Origin of the sequence: Dactylosporangium sp. NPDC000244 (genome assembly GCF_040300725.1) — a bacterium.
Classification (GTDB): domain Bacteria; phylum Actinomycetota; class Actinomycetes; order Mycobacteriales; family Micromonosporaceae; genus Dactylosporangium.
This window is the reverse complement of the sequence record NZ_JBEPEH010000019.1, coordinates 126,720-147,693: the sequence shown is the minus strand read 5'-3', so window position 1 is coordinate 147,693 and position 20,974 is coordinate 126,720. Positions and strand designations below refer to the sequence as shown.

Sequence of the window (20,974 nt, the reverse complement as noted above, 5' to 3'; positions counted from 1 at the left end):
CGATCCCCCGCACGGATGGGCGGATTCCCAAACGCGCGACGGTTCCGGCGTTCCCGGGCATGGCTCGGATTCCTTATCCTGTGGCCATGATCTCCGCGAAACGGCTGCGCGCACATGTCGAAGCGCTCACCGCGCACGGACCGCGGTTCGAGGACCTGCCGGGAGTCGCCGCGTGCCTGCGGTACTCGACGGATCAGCTCAGCGCCATGGGCCTCAAGGTGCGCGTCGAGCGCTACGGCAGCGAGTTGCACCAGGTCAACCTCGTCGCCGAGATCGAGGGCGGCACCTCCGACGATGCCGTCGAGCTCTGCGCGCACTGGGACACGGTCGAGGCCAGCCCCGGCGCCGACGACAACGCGAGCGGCGTGGCCGGCGTGCTGGAGGCCGCCCGCGTCCTGCGCGACGCGGACCTGCCCGCCCGCACCATTCGTTTCTGTCTGTTCGGCGGCGAAGAGTCAGGATTCGACGGCAGCGCCGCTCACCAAGCCTTCATCACCGCGCAGACAGAGTCGATCGTCTTCGAGATGATCGGACACACCGCCGCGCACCAGCGCATCCCGGAGGAGCTCGGCGACTTCCTGGACATCCCCGACCGCGGCGACTTCATCGCCCTCGTCGCCGACGAGCGCTCCCAGGACCTGCAGACGCGCTTCGCACGGCACCTGGAGATACCGTCGCTGCCGCTGGTTCTGCCGGCCTTCGCCGAGCATGTGGCAATGCGCAGCGACCACGTACCGTACTGGGACGCCGGCCGCCGCTCCCTGCTCGTAACGGACACGGCCGACTATCGCAACGTGCACTACCACCGAACCGACGACACCGCGGACACGCTGGACTACGACTTCGCAGCCAACGTAGCGACCGCCGCCGTGCGAACGATCACGGAGCTGGCCCAGTAAGCCGCCCTGCACCGGCAACCCCAGCGCCACGCGGCCGTTTCCCGACCCCAGCGCCACCCGGACGTCTTCAGCCTCAGTACCGCGCGGACGCTACGACTTCCGCACCGCGCGAACGACCACCGAACTCGCGCACCAAGCCAGACGCGGCGCGCCGGCGACCGTCAGCGCCGCGCCAACGACCACTCACGCTCGCGAAGTAATCCAGATCACTACATAGCCGGTGTCGCCAATGCCACACCCGAACGAGCACCGCGTTCGGCCAAGTGGAGCCCTCGTGCATCTCCGAGCGCTCGACCTCGTGCGCAGTGACGCGTGACGGGCTCGCGTTCATGGCGTGACACGATGCTCGGGTGTCCATCCGACTCTTGATCGCCGACGACCAGGCCCTCGTGCGGGGCGCGCTCGCGGCGCTGCTCGATCTCGAGGCCGATCTGTCCGTCGTCGCGGAGGTCGGGCGCGGGGACGAGGTCGTCGCGGCCGCGCGGGAGCACCGGCCGGACGTCGCCCTGCTCGACGTGGAGATGCCCGGCCTCGACGGTATCGCCGCCGCCGCGGCGCTGCGCAAGGCGCTGCCCTCGTGCAAGGTGCTGATGGTGACGACGTTCGGCCGCCCCGGGTACCTCCGGCGCGCGATGGCCGCCGGCGCATCCGGGTTCGTCGTGAAGGACACGCCCGCGAAGCAGCTCGCCGATGCCGTGCGCCGCATCGCCCAGGGTCTCCGCGTGGTCGACCCGACCCTGGCCGCCGAGACTCTGGCCAGCGGCGACAGTCCTTTGACGCCACGCGAGGCCGACGTACTACGCGCAGCCCGAGAAGGCGGCACCGTAGCCGACGTCGCCGCCCAGCTCGGCCTGTCCGAGGGCACCGTGCGCAACCACCTGTCCGCGGCCATCGGCAAGACCGGCGCCCGCACCCGAGCCGAAGCCGTCCGCCTGGCCGACGAGAACGGCTGGCTCTAGCCACACCACTCCTCGACTTCCTCGACCTGGCGATTCGCACGGCGGCAAGCCACGCGCGCCCCGCACAGCGCAACGTGAGCGAACGCGCACACGCAACCCGCACAGCCGGATATGAGCGAACGAGCACGCGGACTCGCACGAGCACGAGCACGAGCATTCGCACACGGAAGCCGAGCGAACGTGCACACGCGACTCGCACAGCTGGACATGAGCGAACGTGCATGGAAATTCGCACGAGCGCGGGGACTCGCACGACGGGGAGCCGGGCGAACGTGCATGCGCAACTCGCACGGCGGGGCGTGAGCGAACGTGCATGCGCGAGCCGTGCGGTGGAGATGAACGAATGTGCATGCGTGACTTGCACGAGCGAATGTGAGCGAACGTGCGGTGCGCTCCGGCCCGGGGATCGGTTGCGGTTACTCGCTGTCGTGGTTGGGCATCGGGCGTGCTGGAAGGCGTTCGTCACGCGGTGTTTGGCTCAAGCGGCCGCATGTCGCTCATGAGAGTGGATGGCCCCGCACCTAAGGGCTGAATGATTCCGGCCGGGGACGTAGAGTCGCGGCATGACCGCACTTCTCGCCAGCGGCCGCGACGCGGATGTCTATGCGCTCGACGAGCGGCGAGTGCTCCGGCGGTACCGTCGCGGCGGGGATGTCGCGGCGGAGGCGGCGATCATGCGATACGTCTCCGACCATGGATATCCCGTTCCGCGCATCTACCAGGCCGAGGGCGCCGACCTGGTCATGGAGCGGCTCGAAGGGCCCACGATGCTGCAGGCCCTCGGCGACGGCACCCTCGACCTCAAGGCGGGTGCCACCGTGCTGGCCGATCTGCTCGAACGGCTGCACAAGGTGCGCGTTCGCTCAGCCACCGACCCTGGTACGCGCATTCTCCACCTCGATCTGCACCCCGAGAACGTGGTCATGACCGAGGGCGGCCCGGTCGTCATCGACTGGCGCAACAGCTGCGAGGGGCCGCCGGAGCTGGACGTGGCGATGACGGCGCTCATCATCGCCACGGTCGCGGTGCTGCCCGGGCACCAGTTCGCCGAGCGGGCCGAGGCATTCCTGGACACGCTCCTGAGTTGTACTCGCGACAACCCCCTCTCCCAGCTCGAAGCGGCCGTGCACCGGCGCTCCGCCGACGCCAACGTCACCGCTGACGAGAAGGTCCACCTGCACGAGGCCAAGCTCCTGGTCACCACCGCCGCGCGCGCCCACTTCTAAGGGCCGGGCTGCCCACGGCGACTCTGCCCATCGCGGGTGTCGGAGGCACCGGGCGCATCCGCGGATGTCGAGCGGAACGGTTCCACGCCCACAGCGGCGGACAGGGCGCGACCCACGACAGCGGGCGGGGCGGCGCGAACGAGGCCGGGGCCGGGCCGTGCGGAGGCGAGGGCGAATAACCCGATCAGGGCGGCGTACCGGGTTCGGGGTGGCGCCACGCTTTCCCTCATGGAAGAACTCTTCGTCCGGCAGGTGGACATCGGCGTGGCCGACATGGACATCTGCGTCGATGACCGGCTCACCACCACCCGGGTCGTCGTTGAGCGCGCCACGGCTACCGATCGCCGTGGTGGACGTGAGCGCGAACTCCTCCTCGTGTACGGCGCCGAAGAGACGCGGGCCGTGGCCGATGCCCTGCACCGAGCCTCCGAGATGGCGGCTGGTTGAGTCGGCCGGCCGCATTGCAGAGGGAAGGCGGCGCGCTGGCGAACGGACGAAGGCGAACGGCGGATCACCAGCTCGCAGAAACAAAGGGCAGCAGGCCGTCACAGGAGGCGGAAGGTCGCGAAGGTCGCGGGGGCGCGAGGGTCACCGCCGTCCTCGCGCCGGCCGCCCGGGCACCTTGCACGTCCAGGGCGCCGCTGCTGGCCAGCCTCCGTGTCCGCACCCGCTCGCGCGTGGCGAGCATCCCCACTGCGCCCGGTCGCGAGTGGCAAGTGGCGAGCATCCCAGCGCGCCCAGTAGCCACCCGCGAGCGCCGTCACACTGTTGAGCGCTCAACTAACGCGCTACTCTAAAAACATGAACGAGCTTCCCCTTCTCGAACGGCACCTCGCGGTGGCCGTGCCGGCCAGTCGCGAGCAGCGGATGTGGGCGCCCGAGGATGGGGCGCTGCCCAGCCTGTACATCAGCCATGGCGCGCCGCCGCTGCTCGAGGACGCCGAGTGGATGCGCCAGCTGCACGAATGGGCGCTCGCGCTGCCCAAGCCGAAGGCGATTCTCATCGTGAGCGCGCACTGGGAGCAGGCGCCGCTGAGCGTTTCGGCCACGGCCGCCCACACGCCGCTGGTGTACGACTTCGGCGGCTTCAAGCCCGTCTTCTGGACGCTGCAGTACAACACGCCGGACGCCACCGAGCTCGCGCGCCAGGTCGCGGCGCTCATGCCCGACTCGGAGCCGCTGCACGAGCACCGCAGTCGCGGGCTCGATCACGGGGCCTGGGTACCGCTCATGACGATGTACCCGCTCGGCGACGTCCCGGTGCTGCAGCTCAGCCTGCCCACCCACGACCCCGACCGGCTGCTCGAACTCGGGCGCCGGCTCCGGCCGCTACGCCAGGAGGGCGTGCTCGTCATCGGCTCCGGGTTCATGACCCACGGGCTGCCGTTCCTCACGCGGGAGCACTGGACCGGGCACGGCAGCCCGCCGGGCTGGTCGGCCGACTTCGACGCCTGGGCCGCCGACGCGCTCGCCCGCGGGGATGTCGACACGCTGAGCCGGTACGCCAGCCAGGCCCCGGGCATGCCCTTCGCGCACCCGACGGCCGAGCACTACACGCCGCTGTTCGTCACGCTCGGGGCCGCGGACCAGCCCGACGCCCCGGTGCGGTCGGTGATCGACGGCTACTTCATGGGCCTGTCGAAGCGCTCGCTCCAGACGGCTTAGCGCCAGGCAGCGGGGCTACGCGGCCAGGCGGTTGCGGATCTTCTCGCGGGTCCACACCGGCAACGCGTCGGCCGGGAGGAGCCGGGGCAGCAGCTCCGGCTCGGCGGTCAGCGCGCGGAAGGCGAGACCGATCGTGACGTCGTGGGGCGGGGTGTGCACCACGCGCACCTCGTCGCCGGCCCGGACCGAGCCGGGGTGGATGACGCGGAGGTAGGCACCGGGGATGGCGCGCCGGGTGAAGGTCTTGATCCAGCCCCGCTCCCCCAGCCAGCCGGCGAACGTGCGGCACGGGATGCGCGGGGCGGACACCTCGAGCACGGCCGTGTCGCCCACGAGCCAGCGCTCGCCGATCCGCGCGCCGGTCACGTCCAGGCCGGACGTGGTCAGGTTCTCGCCGAAGACGCCGCTGGGCAGGTCGCGGCCCAGTTCCCCGGCCCATGTGTCGAGGTCTTCGCGGGCGTAGGCGTAGACGGCCTGGTCCGGGCCGCCGTGGTGGCGGGTGTCGCAGACGCGGTCGCCCGCCACGCCGGTCTCCTGCGTCCCGCGCGGGCCGGGCACGAAGATCGCCACCGGGCCCTCGACGGGTTGCTTGTCAATGCCCGTGTGCGACATGTCGGAGTGATCCGTGCGCACGGGCGTGCCGACGTTGACGGAGAGCAGGTAGGCCACCCGATCAACCTAGCGGGTGAGGCGCCGCGGCGGCGCCGTCATGACGCGCTGAGGGGAAGGGGCCACACGGCGACGGCCGGCCCGATGCGCCGGGCCGGCCGTCGACGATGTGTGGGTCAGGGGAAGTTGACCAGGTACACGTTGTTGGTGGTCGAGTTCGCCGCCGCCCCCGTGTTGTTGATGACGTGGCTGATGGTGCCGACCCCGCCGAGGGAGACGACCGCCATGTTGTGGAACTTCACGCCCGCCACCGCCGGGACCTCGAACGCGCGGGCCGAGACCACGGAGTTGTTGACGTTGAAGAAGCAGTAGCTGCCCAGGCCCCAGGCCTCGAAGGTGGTGACCCCCGACGCCACCTTGATGGCCGGGTACCCCTGCGTCGAGCCGTTCATCCAGGCCGCCTGGTTCGGCGGGTCGTAGGGCATCTCGTTCTGGAAGAAGATGATCCGGCCGTTGGCGCCGTTCCAGACCACCTCGTTCTTCTGGTAGTGCTCCACGAACAGGCCGGTCGCCAGGACGTTGTCGCCGTTGACGGTGAGGCCGTTGTCCGCGGTGTTCACCGTCCAGCCGATGCCGTTGCCGTGGTCGGCACGCCAGGCCCAGGTGTGGTCGATGATCGTGTTGTTGGTGTTGACCACCAGGCTGTTCGTGGCCTTGCCGGCGACCATGCCGCCGATGCGGAAGAACACGTCCTGGACCGTGGTCGGGTTGCCTGCGTGGGACACGGCCGACTTGGCCGGGCCGACCTTGAGCAGGGTGTCGCTGTTGGTGGTGCCGGCGTCGAAGAGCAGGCCCTTGAGCCGCACGCCGTCGACGTCGGCGACGTCCATCGCGTTGACGCCGCCGTCGGGGATGATCGTCGGGTAGCCGATGCCGAGGACGACCGTGTTGGCCTTGGTCACGTGCAGCGTCTGGTTGACGTGGTAGACGCCGGGCGTGAAGAAGACGTTGCAGCCGTTGGCGAGGGCGGTGTTGATCGTCGCGGCGGAGTCGCTCGGCTTGGCGACGAAGAAGGTGCTCATCGGCACCGAGGTGCCGGGGGTCGAGCCGCCGGCCCAGCTCGCGCCGGACGCGTTGGTGCGCAGCGAGGGCAGGAACACGCGGTACTTGCCGCTGCCGTCGATGTAGAGGTAGGGCACGTCCCGCGAGATCGGGGTCGTGGCCAGGGTCGTGTAGCGGGGACCGGCGGCCGGGTTGGTGTTGAAGTTGTTCGCCGGGGCGCCGTTGACGCCGGAGAAGACCATGTTCCAGTTGGAACCGCTCCAGCTGCCCAGGGTGCTGTCCTTGGTGTACCACTGCTGCTGCGACGCCGACTCGACGTTGCCGTCCACCTTGGAGTCGGAGATGTAGCCGCCGCTGGCCCAGCCGTAGCTGGCCGGGAACAGGTTGAGCCCGCCGATGACGTGCATGCGGCGATACGGCGCGGCCTGCGCGACGGCCCAGCGGTTGGTCCCGCCGAGGGTGTTGACCGAGAGGTTCTCCGCCGAGCGCCAGAAGTTCTGGGTGGCGTTGCCCGCGTCGCTCGCGTTGAAGGCGTCGACGGTGACGGCGCCGTTGATGCGCGTGTCGTCGGGGTTCTGGCCCAGGCCGAGGATCGAGGTGTTGAAGCCGATGTTCGCGCCGACCGCGTACGGGGTCGTGCTCGGCTTGAACACCAGGGCGTCGCGGCGGGTCCCGAACTGCGCGGACTGGGTGTCCTTCTGCGCGTTGAAGACCGAGTCCAGCGAGGCCTGGATGGCCGCGTCGCTCATCGAGTGGTCGTAGATGTGCACGTTCGCGCCGAAGTCCGGCGTGTCGGAGTACGTGGGGCAGGTGCCCGTCGGCGGCGTCGTCGTGGTGATGGAGAACTTCTGGGCGCCGGTGCCGTTGCAGTCCCAGATCTGCAGGCGGGTGCCGTTGGCGGTGGCCCCGCTCGGCGAGTCCATGCACCGGCCGGACTGCGGGTTCTTCATCGAGCCGTCGGCCTGCGCCACCCACTGCTGGGCGCCCGTGCCGTTGCAGTCCCACAGCTGCAGCTTGGTGCCGTTGGCGGTGCCGCCGCTGACCACGTCGAGGCACCGGCCGATCGCGGTCAGCGCGGTGCCGCTCCAGGTCCAGTGCTGGTCCGCGGCCGCGGCCTGGCAGTCCCACAGCTGGGCCGCGGTGCCGTTCACGCCGGTGTCGTCGCCGGAGATGTCCACGCACTTGCCGCCGGGACCGATGATCGGGTTGCCGGTGACGGCGGCGGAGGCCGACCCGATGACGCCGGCGAGGCCGAACGCGACAACGGTCAATGTCGTCCCGGCCAGCAGAACATTGCGTAGGGCGCGAGATCTGGAACTCATGGGCTGCCTGCTTTCGAGGTTGCCGGCCGGGCGCGATCCATGGCGGTGAGAGCGCTCTCAGCGAGTAGATGAAGTGTTACGTCGATGTGACCCCGCAGTCAAGAGCCCGGAAAATCGGCGCCTGGAGAGCGCTCTCTCAGGAAGGTCACTCAAGCCCATGACTCGGGTCCGCGGTGGTGGCGGACCGTCGCTCCCGCCAGACACCGCTCGGCGCTGGCGCGCCGTCACTGCCAGGTCCGCGGGTGGTCGCGCCGCCCTGATATCAGCCTTGGTAGCGTGCGCCGCATGCGGACGCGGTACGTGTCATGGGACGAGGCGGTCGAGCTCTTCGAGCGGCGCGGGCTGCCCGAGTCCTCGTACGAGAACCTTTACAACGAGGAGTACATCCTCGTGACCGGCCCCGACCTGGTCATCGACGGCGACCTGCGCCTGACCGGCCACGCCGGGGACCACCCCTTCGCCGCGGACACACCCGAGGCGGCGACGGGATACATCGTCGACGGCGACCTGACCGTGCGCGGCAACCTCTTCGACGAGGACGACGGCGCCGCGGCCCTCGTGGTCCTGGGCAGCCTGAAGACCCGCGACATCTTCCTGTGGTGCGACCCCAAGCTGATCGTCCTCGGCGACGTGCACGCGGACCTGTTCGCCGGCGAGATGACCGACAAGCTCGTCATGCTGCACGGCGACCTGCGCACCCGCGCCGTGGTCCTCGACGACGAGTTCGAGCCCGACCTGGTGCAGGGCACCGTCCACGGCCGCCTGGTGGCCCCGTCCTACGTCGAGCTCACCGCCGAGGACCCGGACCCCGACGCCCCACTGAGCGACATCCTGGCGGCGGAGGTGCTGAAGAAGAACGGCCGGAAGCCGGACATCGAAGCCCTGCGCGACCACGTCCACAGCGGCCGCCCGGTCCTCGTCACCCGGAGCGCTTGAGCCTCGTCACCCGGAGCGCTTGAGCCGGCGCCACCCGCCGGCGCGGTTGTTCGCGATGATCTGACGGAACATCGCGAGCAGCGGGCCGGCGGGCACCTCCCCGCCCTCGCGCACGGCGACGGTCCGGGCGGTCGAGTTCCCGTGGCCCGCCGTGATGATGCCGTCCGGGTCCGGGACGATCGCCCCGTCGTAGAGGAACACGTTGACGTGCGTCTTCGCGGCCAGCAGCGCGCAGATGTTGCCGTCGAGCACGAAGTACGGCCGGACCGTGCGCTTGATCGTCTCCGTCACCTGCGGATCGGCCTCGTGGACGAGGTCCCGGACCCGGCGGCAGATCACCCGCTGCCACTCGGGCAGCGCGTCGATGTACGCGTCCACGCGCGGGTCCCGCTCGTAGGTCACAGCGGCTCGTCCGACAACTCGTAGGTCACAACGGCTCGTCCGACGAATAGCACGCGGTCGCGATGTTGATGCGCAGCGTGTCGGCGCCCTCCGGGGCGATCGAGATCTTGACCCGGTCGGACGTGATCGCGTTCAGGGAGGCGTCGGCCCCGGGCGGCGCGACCGTGTACTGCGCTCCGCTGTAGTGCTCGCGCAGCTTCTGCAGGGCGGCGGCCTGCTGGTCGACGGGGACGGGCACGTCACCGTACGTGATCGCGGTGAACGTGTGCGGGCCCTCGCACGGCGCCAGGCTGCTCGTCGGCGGGCCGGTCAGCGTCGCGCCCAGGGCCGTGACGGCCTCGGTGCGGTACTTGTCCGCGAGCGCCTGCGCATCCGCGTGCGCCATGGCGACCACGGTCCCGGCCGACGGCTCGCCGGCGGGCGCGGGAGTGCTCTTGTCGTCGTTCGAGCAGCCGGCCAGCATGGCGGCGGCCAGGACCAGGCTCAGGATGCGCCTCACTGCACACTCCCAGAGGACGTCGGCGGCAACGTGATCAGGCTAGGTCGTACACGGTCGTCGGAATGTCGCTGGCACACAGCCGGGTGATGATCAGCGGCTCGATGCGCTCCCACCGGCCACCGGCCAGGCCGGCGCCGATGCGCGGCATGTGCACCGACGCGCCGAGGCGGCCGGCGTGGCCGGCGAGCGCGTCGAGGCAGCGGTCGACGGCGTCGTACCGGATCGGCGGTCCCTTGGAGCCGGTGCGCATCCCGTGCTGTCCGATCATGTTCGCGACCCAGGTGTCGGGCCGCACCTGGACGACACGGACCGCCCCGAGCCCGAAGTCGTTCCGGGCCCGCTCGCGGTGCCAGGCGCGATAGTCCCGCTCCGGCTCGGGCCAGCGGCGCGACACGGCCACGACGAAGCCCTTGCCCCAGCCGCCGAGGTCGTTGCACACATGCGCAATGATCTTGGGCCCGGCGGCGTGCGGGCTGGTCGCGTCGCCCTGGACATAGCTCAGCGGTACCACGCCAGCAACGTACCCGTGATCATCCCGTCGCGCTGGTTTCAGGACGTGACGTGTCGCGGCAGAACCAGAGCGAACGCGCGCGGGAAGCCCAGCGGCTCCAGCCGCCGCGCCGCCACGTCCGCGACCGGAATCGACGCCACCACGCCCCGGGCCGGGTTGAAGCACTCCAGCACCCCGTCGCGGTGCCCCACGATCAGCACCCAGTGGCGCGGGATCGCGGCGCCGATGAGCATCGCCACCGGCCAGTCGCACTCCACCGCCGCGATCGCCGCCGCCAGGTCGCCGCGGAAGAGCCGCCACCCGTAGCGCACGCCCAGCGCCGCCGTGTGCGCGGAGATGATCCCGGCCACACCCCACGGGGTGGTGCCGAGCTTGCGGGGCCACAGCCGGCTGGCGGCGGCGTGGATGCGGTGCTGCTCCTCACCCGCGTCCGAGACGGTCGCGCCGTAGGAGGGGTCCAGGGCCGCGGAGGCCACCATCGCGACCGTGGGGCCACAGGTGAAGCCGTCGGTCTGCCGTACGAACGCGTAATCGGGCACGGCAGTAGACAATAGGGAACCGTCAGCCCCGGCGGAGGAGCCGTCCCACGGCCGCCATCATCTCCGTGGCCATCTCCTCGCCCTTGCCGTCCTGGGCGCCGTTGTGCATGCAGTGCCGGGCGTGGTCGTCGAGCAGCCCGAGCGCCACCTTGTCCAGGGCGGCCTGGATGGCACTGATCTGGGTGAGGACGTCGATGCAGTACCGATCCTCGTCGACCATCTTCTCCACGCCGCGCACCTGGCCCTCGATGCGGCGCAGGCGGCTCTGGAGCTGGTCCTTGGTGGCGGTGTACCCACGCGGCGTCGGGCTGGTCATACCCGCCAGCATACCCGCGCGCGGTAACCCCCAGGGGGTATCTAGACCGCGAGGATCAGCTTGTCCGGGAGCACCACGCAGATGCGGCAGCGGGCCTCGTACGCGTACGTCCCGTCGTCCGGCAGTGCCGTCGACGGCGCGAGCTCCCGGATCATCGGCTCGCCGCGCTCGAGCACCTGCGTGTACACGGCCGAGAACGAGCGGCAGCGATCGCACACCGCGCGCCGGTAGGTGACGCTCGCGGGCCCGAGCTCCAGCAGCGCCCGCACCGGCGCGAACAGCTCGCCGCGGTGGTCGAGGTCGATGCCGGCCGCCACCACGCGCGTGCCGCGCTCGAGCAGCCGGCGCACGACGAGCATGTCGGCGAGCGTGAACATGTGCACCTCGTCGATGCCGACGACGTCGAGCTCCTCGTCCAGCGCCGCGGCCAGCGAGGTCGCCTTGACGGTCGCGAGCGCGGCGCCGCTGCGCGAGACGACACCGGCGTCGCGCACGTGGCGCGCGCTCTGGAACACGCGGTGGCGCGCGTCCGTGTACTGCAGCGGCGAGAGCAGGCTCACCAGCTCCAGCGACTTGCCGCTCTTCATCGGGCCGAGGATGACGGTCAGATCCACGGCGACACGGTACGCCTCCCCGACTGTAGGAATTTTCACCCTAGGTTGCGACCTTCGCCGGGAAGGGGCATGTTTGAGTGATGCAGGTCGTCTCGCCGCCCAGCCGTTTGCGGCGACGCGTGCGACGACTCGCGCTGGCCGTCTGCGCGCTGATCATCGGCGCCGGCTTCACCCCCGCCCTGCCGTCCACAGTGGAGCCCGCCCGCCCCGCGCCGGTGTCGCTGAACGCCACCGCGCCCGCGGCGCCCGAGTCGGAGTCCACAGTGGACGAGGCGCGGCCGGTCGTCCCCCTCGCCCACGCCGAGCCCGTCCTCGCCGACGGCTCGAGCCCGCTGCTCACCGGCCGCCACGTGGGTGCCGTGGCGGGCCGGGCACCACCAGCGCACCCGGCGTGAGACGAACCCCTCCCTGACCGGTCTCGCCCATCCGAGGTGCCCCCCACCATGCAGAACTTCTCGCACGGCATGCAGGAAGCCCTGGCCATCTGGCTGGCCCTGCTCGCCGCCGTCGTCATCACGTTCCTGATCATGACGCTGATCTCCCGCCGCGGCTCCGGCGGACCGTCCTGGTGGAGCCGCCTGCGCAAGGCGATCCGCGACCCCGAGGCCGCGCGCGAGAAGCAGGCCAAGCTCGAGCGCAGCGCCAAGGAGATCGAAGAGCTGCAGCGGTACTGCGCCGAGATCGCCATCGCCGCCGAGCGCGCCAACGCCATGGCCGAGCGCCGGCGGGGCGAGTGGGAGGCGGCCCAGCGGACCCAGGACGCCGCGTGGCGCGCGTTCGAGGAGTCGGAGGGGGCCGTGCACCGCCTCCGCCGCGCGAACGCGTTCCCGGTGACCGAGGACGACCCGGAGAACCGCCGCCGCGACCTCGTCCGCATGGTCAACGCCGCGCACGACCGCGGCGAGATCACGGCCTCGGACCTGGCCGACGCGCTCATGCACCGCAACGGGTGGGACCCGCAGGCGCACCCGTTCGCGCAGCAACTCATGCTGCGCAAGGTCATTCGGGACCGGAAGTTCAACGCGTACCAGGAGGCGTCCGAGATCGAGCGCCAGACCGCGAAGGCCGCGGACATGGCCGCGGCCGCGAAGCGGAGCCTGGACGACGAGGCCTTCGACGCCGAACTGCGCCTGCGCAAGGCGACCGCGGTCGCGCCCGAGCAGTCGGCACCGGCCTTCCACGCGGCGCCCGCCCGCCCCTGAATCGCGGCTCGGCCCCGGTTTCGCTTTTCAAGGTCAAGTTCACTCGACCAGGCGTAACGTATGCGTAACATTGCGTGATCTCGGGGGCCGGTCATGGGCATTGAGCTGTCGATCGTTGCGGGCCAGTGTTATGCGTCATCAAGCGTCAACGCCCACGGGCAGGACCGCCATCCGACGAGCGCGTCGGAGGTGGAGCTGTTCGGCCTCGGCGACGAGGGCCTGACCGAGGCCGTGGCCGCGTGCCTGGGCCGCACGCCGGATCGGGTCCAGATCGACGGCCTGCTGCACGGCACGCACGGCTGGACGCCGGTCACCACGACGCTGCGCGTGGCGAGCGCCTCGATCACCGGGGTGGGCTCGGAGCCGGTGGAGCTGCCGATCGAGGACGCGCCGCGGCTGGTCGCCACCGCGGCCCACCTGTGGTCCCCGAACGGCGGGGTGGTGGCGGCGGAGCACCTGAAGTACGACATCGAAATCCCGAACGCCCAGCGCCTCACCTATGAGCACACGCGGGGCGCCGACACCATCGAATCGGCGAGCACGGCGCTGTCGGACGGCGCCCGGGGCGACACCCTGCTGGCCCTGCGACTGGACCTGGGCGTGCGCATCGTCTACGACGCCTACTTGAGCGGCGACGTGGCGGTGCTGTTCCGTGACGGCCACGAGGGTCACCGGGTCTGGGGCGTGGACATCGGCACCGTCATGGCCGCCGGCGCCCTGCCGAACGGCAGGAACTTCGCCGAGAACGTGAGCATCCGCTACTTGGCCGGCGCCCGAGTGGTCCACGCGGGCCCGGGCGGCACCCGGTCGACCTTCAGCGGCCCCGGCATCCGAGCCGGCGAGGACCTGGCCCTCATCCACGCCTAGATTTACGCCCTGCGGTGCGGGCTCGCCGGGCTTGGAGCAAGACGCCGCTGGTGTTGATGCGGAAGCGGGCCATGGGGATGCTCACGTGGGCTGCCCGGCGTCGGCTTCGGCTTTCAATCCTCGTCGCCATGGCGCTACCCGTTCGCGGAGTCGCGGCTATCGGCGTCGGCGCGATCCTGTAAAAAGCCCCGCTCGAATGCCGGTGGTTGTCCTCTGGCGGCCACCGGCATTCGGTTTCCGTTAACCCAGGTCATGTTGGGCGACGACCTGGCCGTCACGCGTGATCGTCACCCAGGTTCGGGGCCCGCTGATGATCCGCTGGACGAATTCGCCCACGGGGTCGTTGACGCCGTAGGGGAGATCGGGGCCGGGGACCGACGGGACCAAGACGGTAAAGCCGGGCGCCGCCAGGTCGAATGCCACCCAAGCGTCGGACAGGTTGACAACCACGCCGAGGTCGTAGAAACCAGTCTCCTCCGGCTCAGCCGTCTCTGCCCGCCGGATTAGCGGCGTCATGGTGTTCAATGCAGTGCCGGAGGCGGTGAACCAGCCGATTCGCTTCCGGCCGTGCGAATCCTGGGCGGCGGCGACCACGACGACCGGTTCAGGGCCCTTTCCGGCGAAGTTCCGGCCGGCGTACAGGACACGGATTTGCTGATAGCCGACGTTCCACGTCCGGATTACCGCTGGCAGCACGTTCGTGTCCGCGGCTAGGTCGCCGCGCGGCGGCCAAGCTGCTGGCGGCGCGGCCACCGGGCTGCCAATCGCCGGCTTTGACGCGAAGGGCCGGACGGCCAAGGTTGTCGCACCAGCGCCGATGGCGAGGGCGGCCGCCGCCGCTGCCACGAGGAAGATACGCCGCCGTTGCCGTGCGCGGCCCTCGCTGATCGCCGACGCCACCGGATCGTGAGGCGGTGGGCAGCTGTCCGCCAGTTCCCGCAAGAGTTCATCGCGATCGTTCATGGTCGTCGCGCGCCCCCTCCGTGTCCGGTTGCATCTGCTTCCTGAGCCATCCTTGGGCCCGCGAGTTCAGGGCTTCACCGTTCCGACCGAGCAGCCGAGAATCTCGGCCACGCTGCGCTCGTTGAGGTCCTCGTAGTGACGCAGCACCACCACGGCCCGTTGGCGCGGAGTCAGCGTCTGCAGCGCCTGGCGCAGTGCGAGAGCGGCGTCGACGCGCGCAGCCGGGTCTGGCCCGTGGGTGCCTTCGGGCAGATCGCCCGTCGGCCGCCGGACGCTGACATGCGTGTTGACCAAGATGCGGTGGGCATATGCGATCGGGTCACCGCTTGCCTCAAGCCGCGGCCATCTGCGGTACAGCTTCACCAGCACCGTCTGAAGTAGATCTTCCGCGTCGTGTTCGCTGCCTGTCAGGAGGAACGCGATCTTCTTCAAACCGGTAGGCGCAGCGATGCACGAACTGCGTGAAGTCCTCGGCATCCCGCACTGTGACCCTGTCCTAACCGTCGCGTCGGTATTCGCTATTTATACGCCCCGGGCACTGCGCTCCGTTGACAGTTGAGTCGCACGCCCGGAACGCGGATGGTCAAACCTACGGATCGGCCGCCGATGCCGGCTCACGTGATCAGGAACCCGATCTCATCCGCGTCATGTCGGATCAAGCACAAGAGGGATACGTCAAGAAGGTGGACCTTGATCCGCCCAATTTCACCCGACCGCAAGACGCCGTTGAATGGTCTCGGCAAAACATGGTCAAGCCGCGCGTGCCAACCGTATATGAGTCGGACGGAAAGACGGTCACCGGAACATTCACCGTCGGCAAGACCCAAACGACCCAGAAGTAGCCAGGCACCAATCACACTCCTGCAGATTTCGGTGGATTGAGCCAATTCGACGGCAAGCATCGTCGGGCTCTCCACATCAAGTAGGGGCGCCCCTCCACATCCTCCCGCACTCCGGCGATGCGACGCTGAGCCAGATCACCCCGCCGAAGGTCCGCGCGTGGCGTACCCGGCTGCTCGACGGCGGGATCGGCCGGTCGACGGTGGCGAAGACCTACCGCATCCCGCACGCGGTCTTCAACACGGCCGTTGACGACGACCTGATCCGGCGCAACCCCTGCCGTATCAAGGGCGCCGCCACGGTGAAGGTGGAGGAACGGCCGCCGCCAGCATCCAGCCGCGCTACCGGATGCTCGTGCTGCCGGCGACCTTCGCACAACTGCGCTTCGGCGAGCTGGTCGCGCTCCGCAGGCGGAGCAACGGGCAACCGTGGAGATGGAGGACGGCACCCAGGTCGACGACGACCCGAAGTCCGAGGCGGGCTGCGGGCCGACATCGAGCAGCACCTGACCGACTGGGCCGAGCCCGGCCCGCACGGTCGGCTGTTCGTCGGCCCCCTGGGCGGCATCCCCGCCGCCGCAACTTCCACCGCATCTGGCGGAAGGCGCTCCGGGAGGCGGGCATCTCACCCGATCTCGACCTGCACCTTCACGATCTCCGGCACACCGGGAGCACCTGGCCTGCACAGAGCGGCGCCACCCTCAAGGAACTCATGGCGCGCATCGACCACTCCAGCACCCGCGCGGCCATGATCTACCAGCACACGACCCGTGACCGCGATCACGCCATCGCCGCCACCCTGGACGCCCTTTTGGAGGACGCCACCGACCGGCTCACGGCGTGATCTGAAACGAGCGACGCCCTGGTTCTCCGCGCAATGCGGTGACCAGGGCGTTAGCCGTACTTCCCGATGGGTGGAGCCGAGGGGACTCGAACCCCTGACCCCCACACTGCCAGTGAAGAACCCATTCTGCCATACGCTGACGCCCAATGTCGACTCATGCTTTTTCCAGGAAGAACGCCTTTGGTCGAATGCCGGCTGATGTTGGTTCCTGATGCCCAGTTCTGCAGGTTCGATCTTGCACGGTGAGCGATTCTGTGAGCAAGTCGAGTGTGGGGCGGTCGACGAAGCCGTCCGCGTGGATCTTCGACCGGCCGGGACGGGACGTTCGCCCACGACACGAGCCCGGCAAGAGCCAGGAGCAACTCGCCGGTTCCTCCGGCGCCCACTGGACCTACATGGGAGACAGGTTGAGAGTGGCCGGCGGAACATCAGCCTGCACAACATCGTGAAGCTGTCCGCTTGCCTGGAGATCGATCCGGGCAACCCGATGCGGGGTTTACCGCAACTTGACCGGACGATGGCCAGCTCTCCTTAATTGCGCGCCGCGCCAGGGCCGTAAGACAGTCACGAAGTCGAAGTGTCTGCGTTCCCATCGTGCGCCAAGATGTCCCTTATAATCTGAAAGATTGGCGCGAATGCTGACATGTCCAAATGCCCGAAGGCGTCTGTCCTGGCGTAGACCAGATCCGCGAACCGGCCTTTGGACAAGCCGACATGGCAGCCGTTGTCATCAACGATTAGCTCTGCCTCGTCGTCATATGGCTTCTTGGTCAACTCCGCCGATTCAGCAGGCGGGATTGGCGCGTAGCGGAGGACAGCGTCGGCAACAATCTCTTTCCTCAACTCGTTGTTAAAGTAGAGCCGTTTGCCGTCGCTTGTCCTAGTCGCTATGTCCGTGTCGGTGTAGAGCATCTCAACTGAGATATTCTTGTAGTCCACTCGGTGTGCAGGCACGGGGAGGACAATTGAATAGACATTATTGCCCCATGCCTGGAAGGCATCCAGGTCGCCGCGCGCCTTCAGCTTGGCCAGTACCTGCGGGTTGTCGCGATCGAATATTGCGATCACCTTGTTTGTGTTGGGTGGCCCAAATTTCGATAGACGCTCGCATACCTGAAAGAGCGCAGAATCCCCCAACGAATCACTGGTAGTTGGGTATCCGAGCGACATATCCACACCCAATGCCCGGCGTGCGGCTTCAATGTGCCGCCAATCCGTCCTGCCCTCTGTAATGATGTGTGGTCGCTGCGAAAGCCTGATGCGATCCCGGATATTAGCCAGTACGCGATCAACATGTAGGTCTTGATAAAGCGCGCCCAGTTGCGCCCACACACCATCTTGGGAGATTTTGCGGCTGGCGTCAAAGAACAGGCCGTACTTCCAACCAACCTTCATGACGCATATGACGGTATCGGTCGGTTCTAGCGTGATTCCTTCAGGACGGTAGCTCACGATATCGCTGATATCGTGGACGTAAAGGGGATCACCCTTTGTCACAGCGCGGCTGACGCGCGCCTGGGCGATGACTGGATAGTCGGTGTAGACATCGGCCTCACCATCCGGTCGCTGGACGATGAAGAACTTTGTGACGGAGTCGCCGCTCAAGCCGGCAAGCTGTAAGAAATCGTCACTGATCTGGTTGACGAACATGTAGAAATATGGACTGTCAGCCGTGACTTGAAATTGGTGTGCCACCCGCACCGATTCGCCATCTTTGGCGCTCTCGGTCGCAAAGCCCGCGATGAGGTCCGTCTTTATCGTTTTCTTCACCGTGCGAGGCGGTACTTCGTGTTGCTCATCAAGCAATCCATCAGCGGCTGGTGTCACGATGGCCCTTCCAGAGATACACGCTATCTGCGGACTCAGCTTACGAGGAGTTGCGAGATGTAACCACCCTGCCATCCAACTGCCGATTGGGCGGGAACGACACGCCAAGAGCAGGTGGTAAGCGAAAACCTGCCCGCACAACGCTTAGGGCTGGCCAAAGGTGGGGATCGATTCGGCCGACTTGGTAAGCCGCCTGCAACCAAGGGCCGGAACATCCGGCTCCTTAAGCTTGATCTTCAACCTGCAGGTGAGACCGGCCGCGCGGCACACAGGGTCGGGTGGCGCTTTCCGGCCTAGCCGGCATGAGCGGGGTCTTCGCGGCGGTGGTCGGTGGCGGCCGAAATCCACCGCTCGTGCATGTCGTCGGTGCGAAACGCGAATCCCAGTGCTGCGGCCAAGGGCTCGTCGAACATCTGCTGGTGGTGGTGCGACTGTCGGCGCAGGTAGGTGATCGCGACCGTCGTGAGTTGGATCGTGGCCGACAACAACGGCTGGGGGCGTGCAGTCGCGGCCCCGAAGTCGGGTTCGAAGCCGCCATCGACCTGCCGGAGGTGGTTGCGCAGCAGGTCGTGCCACGTGCCGTGTACCGCACCGGATCCGGTGCGGAACGACGGGTACGCGGTGGGGCCGAACGCCATCTCGATCCGGTCCAGCGCGGACGGCCAGTTGATCTGCCGTCGTCCGGGGATCTGGTCGACCTCAATACCGGCGGCTCGGGCGGTGTCGTTGATGGATGCGCGGATCCGGGCCTCGATCGGTAGTTCGGCGGCACTGTTGGCGGCCTGCTGACGCTCGACGACTTTGAGGAACTCGCGTTCGGCGATGAGGCTGTCCTGGATGAAAGCGAGGTGCCGCGCGCCGCATTCGTCGTCGCCGCAGAGGTAGGACAGGTTGGCCAGCGTTTCGAGAAGCTGCCGCGTCAAGGCGATCTGCTGACGTCCCATAAGCATGCACGCGTCCGCGACCAGGTCGGTGCACAGCTTGCAGGCCCGGACGAGCAAGCCGCATCGGATCGCGGCATGTAGATCGTACGGCTGGTCGGGCACGATGCCGGCCAGGGCACTGGTCACGCCCAAGGCCCCTTTGAGGAGTTCGACGGCGGCGTGCATGAACGGGTTCTCGTCGGTCGCCTCGCGCAGCGCGCGCCAATCGGGCTCGACTACGTGAACATCGTCCACCGCAACGTACTGCGACCGCCAGATCATGAGACCGAGGTTAACGCCGCATTCCATGGAGCCGACAACGGTTTTCCTCGCGGCGACGTCATAGCGCGCGTCTCCGCGGCGTGCTTTCCTGTGCCGGCGGGCCGCGGCGTCGTGGCCGGAAGGACTCACACGGTCGTCGGTGGCGCGGTGCCGTTGACCGACGTCACGTTGTAGGCGACGCCCTGTCCGCCGGTGTCGTAGTTCTCCGCCTGGATGTGCCGGGGACCGCCGCCGGGGTGCCACCGAAGGGCGCCTCGATCGGGCCGCCGCCGTCCTGCCAGCTGTTGCCGCTGAGCGTCGCTGTGGAGCCGCCGGAGTTGTTGAGGTACGCAAAGCCGACATGGTCCTGGGTGATGGCACTCACCTGCGGGCCGCACCGGCAGATGTCGCCGCCGAATAGCTTGTTGATGATCCACCCGATCCAACGTCCGTGGCACTGCGGGGAGCGTGTCGCACGCCGGACCGGCCCAAGACCGTTGTGTCCAACGCGTACAGTGTCGCCGTGGCCATCGGGATCGCGTCCTTCGACCTCACCGAGGTCGCGCGACGGCGCGACGCATTCACCGATCTGGTGCTACGGCACGCCGACACGATGCCTTCGCAGGTCGAGCTGCACATCACGCCGGACGGCATCATCGTGCCCGGTGTCGCGCACATCGACCTGCCCGCCGGCTGCGGCAAGACGACGACAGCGCTGACCTTGGTTTCACACCTGGCCCACACCAACCGGCAGGTGCTGATCGCAGCACCCACGGTGGCCGAGACGATGCAGGTCGCGCAGCGGCTCCAGGTCCTGCTGACGACATCGATGCTGTCGAACGGGATCGATGTCACCGAAGGTGATCACGCCCGTCAGGTGCTGGTAATTCCCCGCACGACGACACAGGCGAGTCCGACCAGCGGATACACAGCGCTGCGGCGGGTCGCGCCGGAACTGTTCGCCGTGGCGAACCGGCGACCCCAGGTGCCACGGATGAATCTCTCTGACCGGTCACTGCTCCGGCCGATCCGCCGGCTGCTCGCGCGCCTGGACACTCGCACCCGATCGTTGGCGGAGCTGCTCACCGCTGCGATCCGGCGGCTGCGTCGCCACGCGCACACGCAACTGGACCGCGCAGCCTCAATGTATGGACACATCCCCGGCGTAGACCCGCTCGGGGTCCCCGTGCCGCCAGGACCGCAGCTGACCCGCGGACCGACCGAGTCGTGGACGAACACTGTCTTGTCCGTCCCCCGGGAGTTGGCCTACACCTGACACATAAGGCCCTCCCTGTTCTTTGCCCTGGGAGCGGCCCCCGATGTCATGGTTGTTCGAGCAAGCCAGATCGCTGCCGTGGCCGGCGTATCTCGCGCTCGCCGTACTCGCCTTAAGCCTGGTCACGGTACTCGCGGTCACCGCGGTCGTTACCAACAACCCCCATCGCCGCGACGCTGCCTTGGACGTGCTATGCGTCCTGCTACGACGTCCATACCGGCCCCGACGTCACGATCTCGCCGCGCCCAAGAGGCCACGGACCGGTGTCGAGCCCCACCCTCGTACCGGCGTACCAAGGCGCCGGCAACGCCAGGGCCGGACGGGCGGATCCGGTAGCTAATCACCAGGCACTCGCCCTGTTCAGACCATGTATCAAACCTTCGAGTCAAAGAACACCTTGGCTTGGCTCGGCC

24 protein-coding genes are annotated in these 20,974 nt (G+C 68.5%); 12 read left to right on the top strand and 12 right to left on the bottom strand.

Features of this window, described 5'->3' with window-relative positions; translation table 11 throughout:
- Window positions 1-86: 86 nt before the first annotated feature.
- The 5 genes from ABT369_RS26905 to ABT369_RS26885 all read left to right on the top strand — a co-directional run bounded on the left by ABT369_RS26905 (window position 87) and on the right by ABT369_RS26885 (window position 4,749).
- Window positions 87-899 carry a M20/M25/M40 family metallo-hydrolase gene (locus ABT369_RS26905; RefSeq protein ID WP_350615956.1) on the top strand — a complete coding sequence of 271 codons (813 nt, stop codon included), beginning with the start codon at window positions 87-89 and terminating at the stop codon, window positions 897-899.
- A 350-nt stretch (window positions 900-1,249) separates the two neighbouring features.
- Window positions 1,250-1,858 carry a response regulator transcription factor gene (locus ABT369_RS26900; RefSeq protein WP_350615954.1) on the top strand — a complete coding sequence of 203 codons (609 nt, stop codon included), beginning with the start codon at window positions 1,250-1,252 and terminating at the stop codon, window positions 1,856-1,858.
- A gap of 563 nt (window positions 1,859-2,421) precedes the next feature.
- Window positions 2,422-3,084, top strand: a complete 663-nt coding sequence (locus tag ABT369_RS26895; protein ID WP_350615952.1) for a phosphotransferase — start codon at window positions 2,422-2,424, stop codon at window positions 3,082-3,084.
- 228 nt (window positions 3,085-3,312) lie between these two features.
- Entirely contained in the window at window positions 3,313-3,531 is a 219-nt protein-coding gene (locus ABT369_RS26890) for a hypothetical protein (RefSeq protein WP_350615950.1), read from the top strand.
- A gap of 354 nt (window positions 3,532-3,885) precedes the next feature.
- Window positions 3,886-4,749 (top strand): dioxygenase family protein, encoded by an 864-nt coding sequence (locus ABT369_RS26885; RefSeq protein WP_350615949.1) that lies wholly within the window; start codon window positions 3,886-3,888, stop codon window positions 4,747-4,749.
- A 15-nt stretch (window positions 4,750-4,764) separates the two neighbouring features.
- On the opposite strand, the gene ABT369_RS26880 is transcribed toward ABT369_RS26885, so the two are convergent.
- Entirely contained in the window at window positions 4,765-5,418 is a 654-nt protein-coding gene (locus ABT369_RS26880; RefSeq protein WP_350615947.1) for an MOSC domain-containing protein, read from the bottom strand.
- 116 nt (window positions 5,419-5,534) lie between these two features.
- The gene (locus ABT369_RS26875) at window positions 5,535-7,742 is read right to left on the bottom strand and encodes a pectate lyase-like domain-containing protein (protein WP_350615946.1); all 2,208 of its coding nucleotides are present in this window, start codon (window positions 7,740-7,742) and stop codon (window positions 5,535-5,537) included.
- Window positions 7,743-8,027: 285 nt separating this feature from the next.
- On the opposite strand from ABT369_RS26875, the gene ABT369_RS26870 reads away from it, so the two are divergent.
- Window positions 8,028-8,678, top strand: coding sequence for a hypothetical protein (locus ABT369_RS26870; protein WP_350615944.1), 651 nt, complete (start codon window positions 8,028-8,030; stop codon window positions 8,676-8,678).
- 6 nt (window positions 8,679-8,684) lie between these two features.
- On the opposite strand, the gene ABT369_RS26865 is transcribed toward ABT369_RS26870, so the two are convergent.
- Genes ABT369_RS26865 through ABT369_RS26840 form a run of 6 tightly spaced genes read right to left on the bottom strand, consistent with a single transcriptional unit; the run spans window position 8,685 to window position 11,559 of the window.
- Window positions 8,685-9,080, bottom strand: coding sequence for a DUF1801 domain-containing protein (locus tag ABT369_RS26865; protein WP_350615943.1), 396 nt, complete (start codon window positions 9,078-9,080; stop codon window positions 8,685-8,687).
- Window positions 9,081-9,105: 25 nt separating this feature from the next.
- Complete coding sequence (locus tag ABT369_RS26860; protein ID WP_350615941.1) at window positions 9,106-9,579, bottom strand: lipoprotein; 474 nt, start codon at window positions 9,577-9,579, stop codon at window positions 9,106-9,108.
- Window positions 9,580-9,613: 34 nt separating this feature from the next.
- Window positions 9,614-10,090 (bottom strand): macro domain-containing protein, encoded by a 477-nt coding sequence (locus ABT369_RS26855; protein ID WP_350615940.1) that lies wholly within the window; start codon window positions 10,088-10,090, stop codon window positions 9,614-9,616.
- A 38-nt stretch (window positions 10,091-10,128) separates the two neighbouring features.
- Window positions 10,129-10,629, bottom strand: coding sequence for a hypothetical protein (locus tag ABT369_RS26850; protein ID WP_350615939.1), 501 nt, complete (start codon window positions 10,627-10,629; stop codon window positions 10,129-10,131).
- Window positions 10,630-10,651: 22 nt separating this feature from the next.
- On the bottom strand, window positions 10,652-10,945 hold the full coding sequence (locus tag ABT369_RS26845) for a metal-sensitive transcriptional regulator (protein ID WP_350615938.1): 294 nt from the start codon (window positions 10,943-10,945) through the stop codon (window positions 10,652-10,654).
- A gap of 41 nt (window positions 10,946-10,986) precedes the next feature.
- On the bottom strand, window positions 10,987-11,559 hold the full coding sequence (locus tag ABT369_RS26840; RefSeq protein WP_350615936.1) for a thymidine kinase: 573 nt from the start codon (window positions 11,557-11,559) through the stop codon (window positions 10,987-10,989).
- A gap of 119 nt (window positions 11,560-11,678) precedes the next feature.
- On the opposite strand from ABT369_RS26840, the gene ABT369_RS26835 reads away from it, so the two are divergent.
- The 3 genes from ABT369_RS26835 to ABT369_RS26825 all read left to right on the top strand — a co-directional run bounded on the left by ABT369_RS26835 (window position 11,679) and on the right by ABT369_RS26825 (window position 13,628).
- Window positions 11,679-11,954 carry a hypothetical protein gene (locus tag ABT369_RS26835; protein ID WP_350615934.1) on the top strand — a complete coding sequence of 92 codons (276 nt, stop codon included), beginning with the start codon at window positions 11,679-11,681 and terminating at the stop codon, window positions 11,952-11,954.
- A gap of 48 nt (window positions 11,955-12,002) precedes the next feature.
- Entirely contained in the window at window positions 12,003-12,761 is a 759-nt protein-coding gene (locus ABT369_RS26830; RefSeq protein ID WP_350615932.1) for a hypothetical protein, read from the top strand.
- Window positions 12,762-12,854: 93 nt separating this feature from the next.
- Window positions 12,855-13,628 carry a hypothetical protein gene (locus ABT369_RS26825; RefSeq protein ID WP_350615931.1) on the top strand — a complete coding sequence of 258 codons (774 nt, stop codon included), beginning with the start codon at window positions 12,855-12,857 and terminating at the stop codon, window positions 13,626-13,628.
- 240 nt (window positions 13,629-13,868) lie between these two features.
- Here ABT369_RS26825 and ABT369_RS26820 read toward each other — a convergent pair whose 3' ends face one another.
- Together ABT369_RS26820 and ABT369_RS26815 are read right to left on the bottom strand one after the other, a co-directional pair.
- Entirely contained in the window at window positions 13,869-14,591 is a 723-nt protein-coding gene (locus ABT369_RS26820) for a hypothetical protein (RefSeq protein WP_350615929.1), read from the bottom strand.
- A gap of 66 nt (window positions 14,592-14,657) precedes the next feature.
- Complete coding sequence (locus ABT369_RS26815) at window positions 14,658-15,023, bottom strand: SigE family RNA polymerase sigma factor (protein ID WP_350615928.1); 366 nt, start codon at window positions 15,021-15,023, stop codon at window positions 14,658-14,660.
- A gap of 116 nt (window positions 15,024-15,139) precedes the next feature.
- Between ABT369_RS26815 and ABT369_RS26810 the strand changes: the two genes are divergently transcribed.
- On the top strand, window positions 15,140-15,433 hold the full coding sequence (locus tag ABT369_RS26810) for a hypothetical protein (RefSeq protein WP_350615927.1): 294 nt from the start codon (window positions 15,140-15,142) through the stop codon (window positions 15,431-15,433).
- Window positions 15,434-15,779: 346 nt separating this feature from the next.
- Window positions 15,780-16,274, top strand: a complete 495-nt coding sequence (locus ABT369_RS26805) for a site-specific integrase (RefSeq protein WP_502891825.1) — start codon at window positions 15,780-15,782, stop codon at window positions 16,272-16,274.
- 564 nt (window positions 16,275-16,838) lie between these two features.
- Here ABT369_RS26805 and ABT369_RS26795 read toward each other — a convergent pair.
- A complete protein-coding gene (locus tag ABT369_RS26795) occupies window positions 16,839-18,101 on the bottom strand; it encodes a hypothetical protein (protein ID WP_350615926.1) in 1,263 nt (420 codons plus the stop codon).
- Window positions 18,102-18,394: 293 nt separating this feature from the next.
- Entirely contained in the window at window positions 18,395-19,306 is a 912-nt protein-coding gene (locus ABT369_RS26790; protein WP_350615924.1) for a DUF5677 domain-containing protein, read from the bottom strand.
- A gap of 502 nt (window positions 19,307-19,808) precedes the next feature.
- Between ABT369_RS26790 and ABT369_RS26785 the strand changes: the two genes are divergently transcribed.
- A complete protein-coding gene (locus ABT369_RS26785; RefSeq protein WP_350615923.1) occupies window positions 19,809-20,561 on the top strand; it encodes a DEAD/DEAH box helicase family protein in 753 nt (250 codons plus the stop codon).
- Window positions 20,562-20,974: the final 413 nt, after the last annotated feature.

Bases quoted from the DNA above. Each gene is read 5' to 3' on its own strand.
- ABT369_RS26905 (WP_350615956.1), top strand. From the start codon at position 87: ATGATCTCCGCGAAACGGCTGCGCGCACATGTCGAAGCGCTCACCGCG.
- ABT369_RS26895 (WP_350615952.1), top strand. From the start codon at position 2,422: ATGACCGCACTTCTCGCCAGCGGCCGCGACGCGGATGTCTATGCGCTC.
- ABT369_RS26890 (WP_350615950.1), top strand. From the start codon at position 3,313: ATGGAAGAACTCTTCGTCCGGCAGGTGGACATCGGCGTGGCCGACATG.
- ABT369_RS26885 (WP_350615949.1), top strand. From the start codon at position 3,886: ATGAACGAGCTTCCCCTTCTCGAACGGCACCTCGCGGTGGCCGTGCCG.
- ABT369_RS26875 (WP_350615946.1), bottom strand. From the start codon at position 7,742: ATGAGTTCCAGATCTCGCGCCCTACGCAATGTTCTGCTGGCCGGGACG.
- ABT369_RS26870 (WP_350615944.1), top strand. From the start codon at position 8,028: ATGCGGACGCGGTACGTGTCATGGGACGAGGCGGTCGAGCTCTTCGAG.
- ABT369_RS26845 (WP_350615938.1), bottom strand. From the start codon at position 10,945: ATGACCAGCCCGACGCCGCGTGGGTACACCGCCACCAAGGACCAGCTC.
- ABT369_RS26830 (WP_350615932.1), top strand. From the start codon at position 12,003: ATGCAGAACTTCTCGCACGGCATGCAGGAAGCCCTGGCCATCTGGCTG.
- ABT369_RS26825 (WP_350615931.1), top strand. From the start codon at position 12,855: ATGGGCATTGAGCTGTCGATCGTTGCGGGCCAGTGTTATGCGTCATCA.
- ABT369_RS26820 (WP_350615929.1), bottom strand. From the start codon at position 14,591: ATGAACGATCGCGATGAACTCTTGCGGGAACTGGCGGACAGCTGCCCA.
- ABT369_RS26805 (WP_502891825.1), top strand. From the start codon at position 15,780: ATGCTCGTGCTGCCGGCGACCTTCGCACAACTGCGCTTCGGCGAGCTG.
- ABT369_RS26790 (WP_350615924.1), bottom strand. From the start codon at position 19,306: ATGATCTGGCGGTCGCAGTACGTTGCGGTGGACGATGTTCACGTAGTC.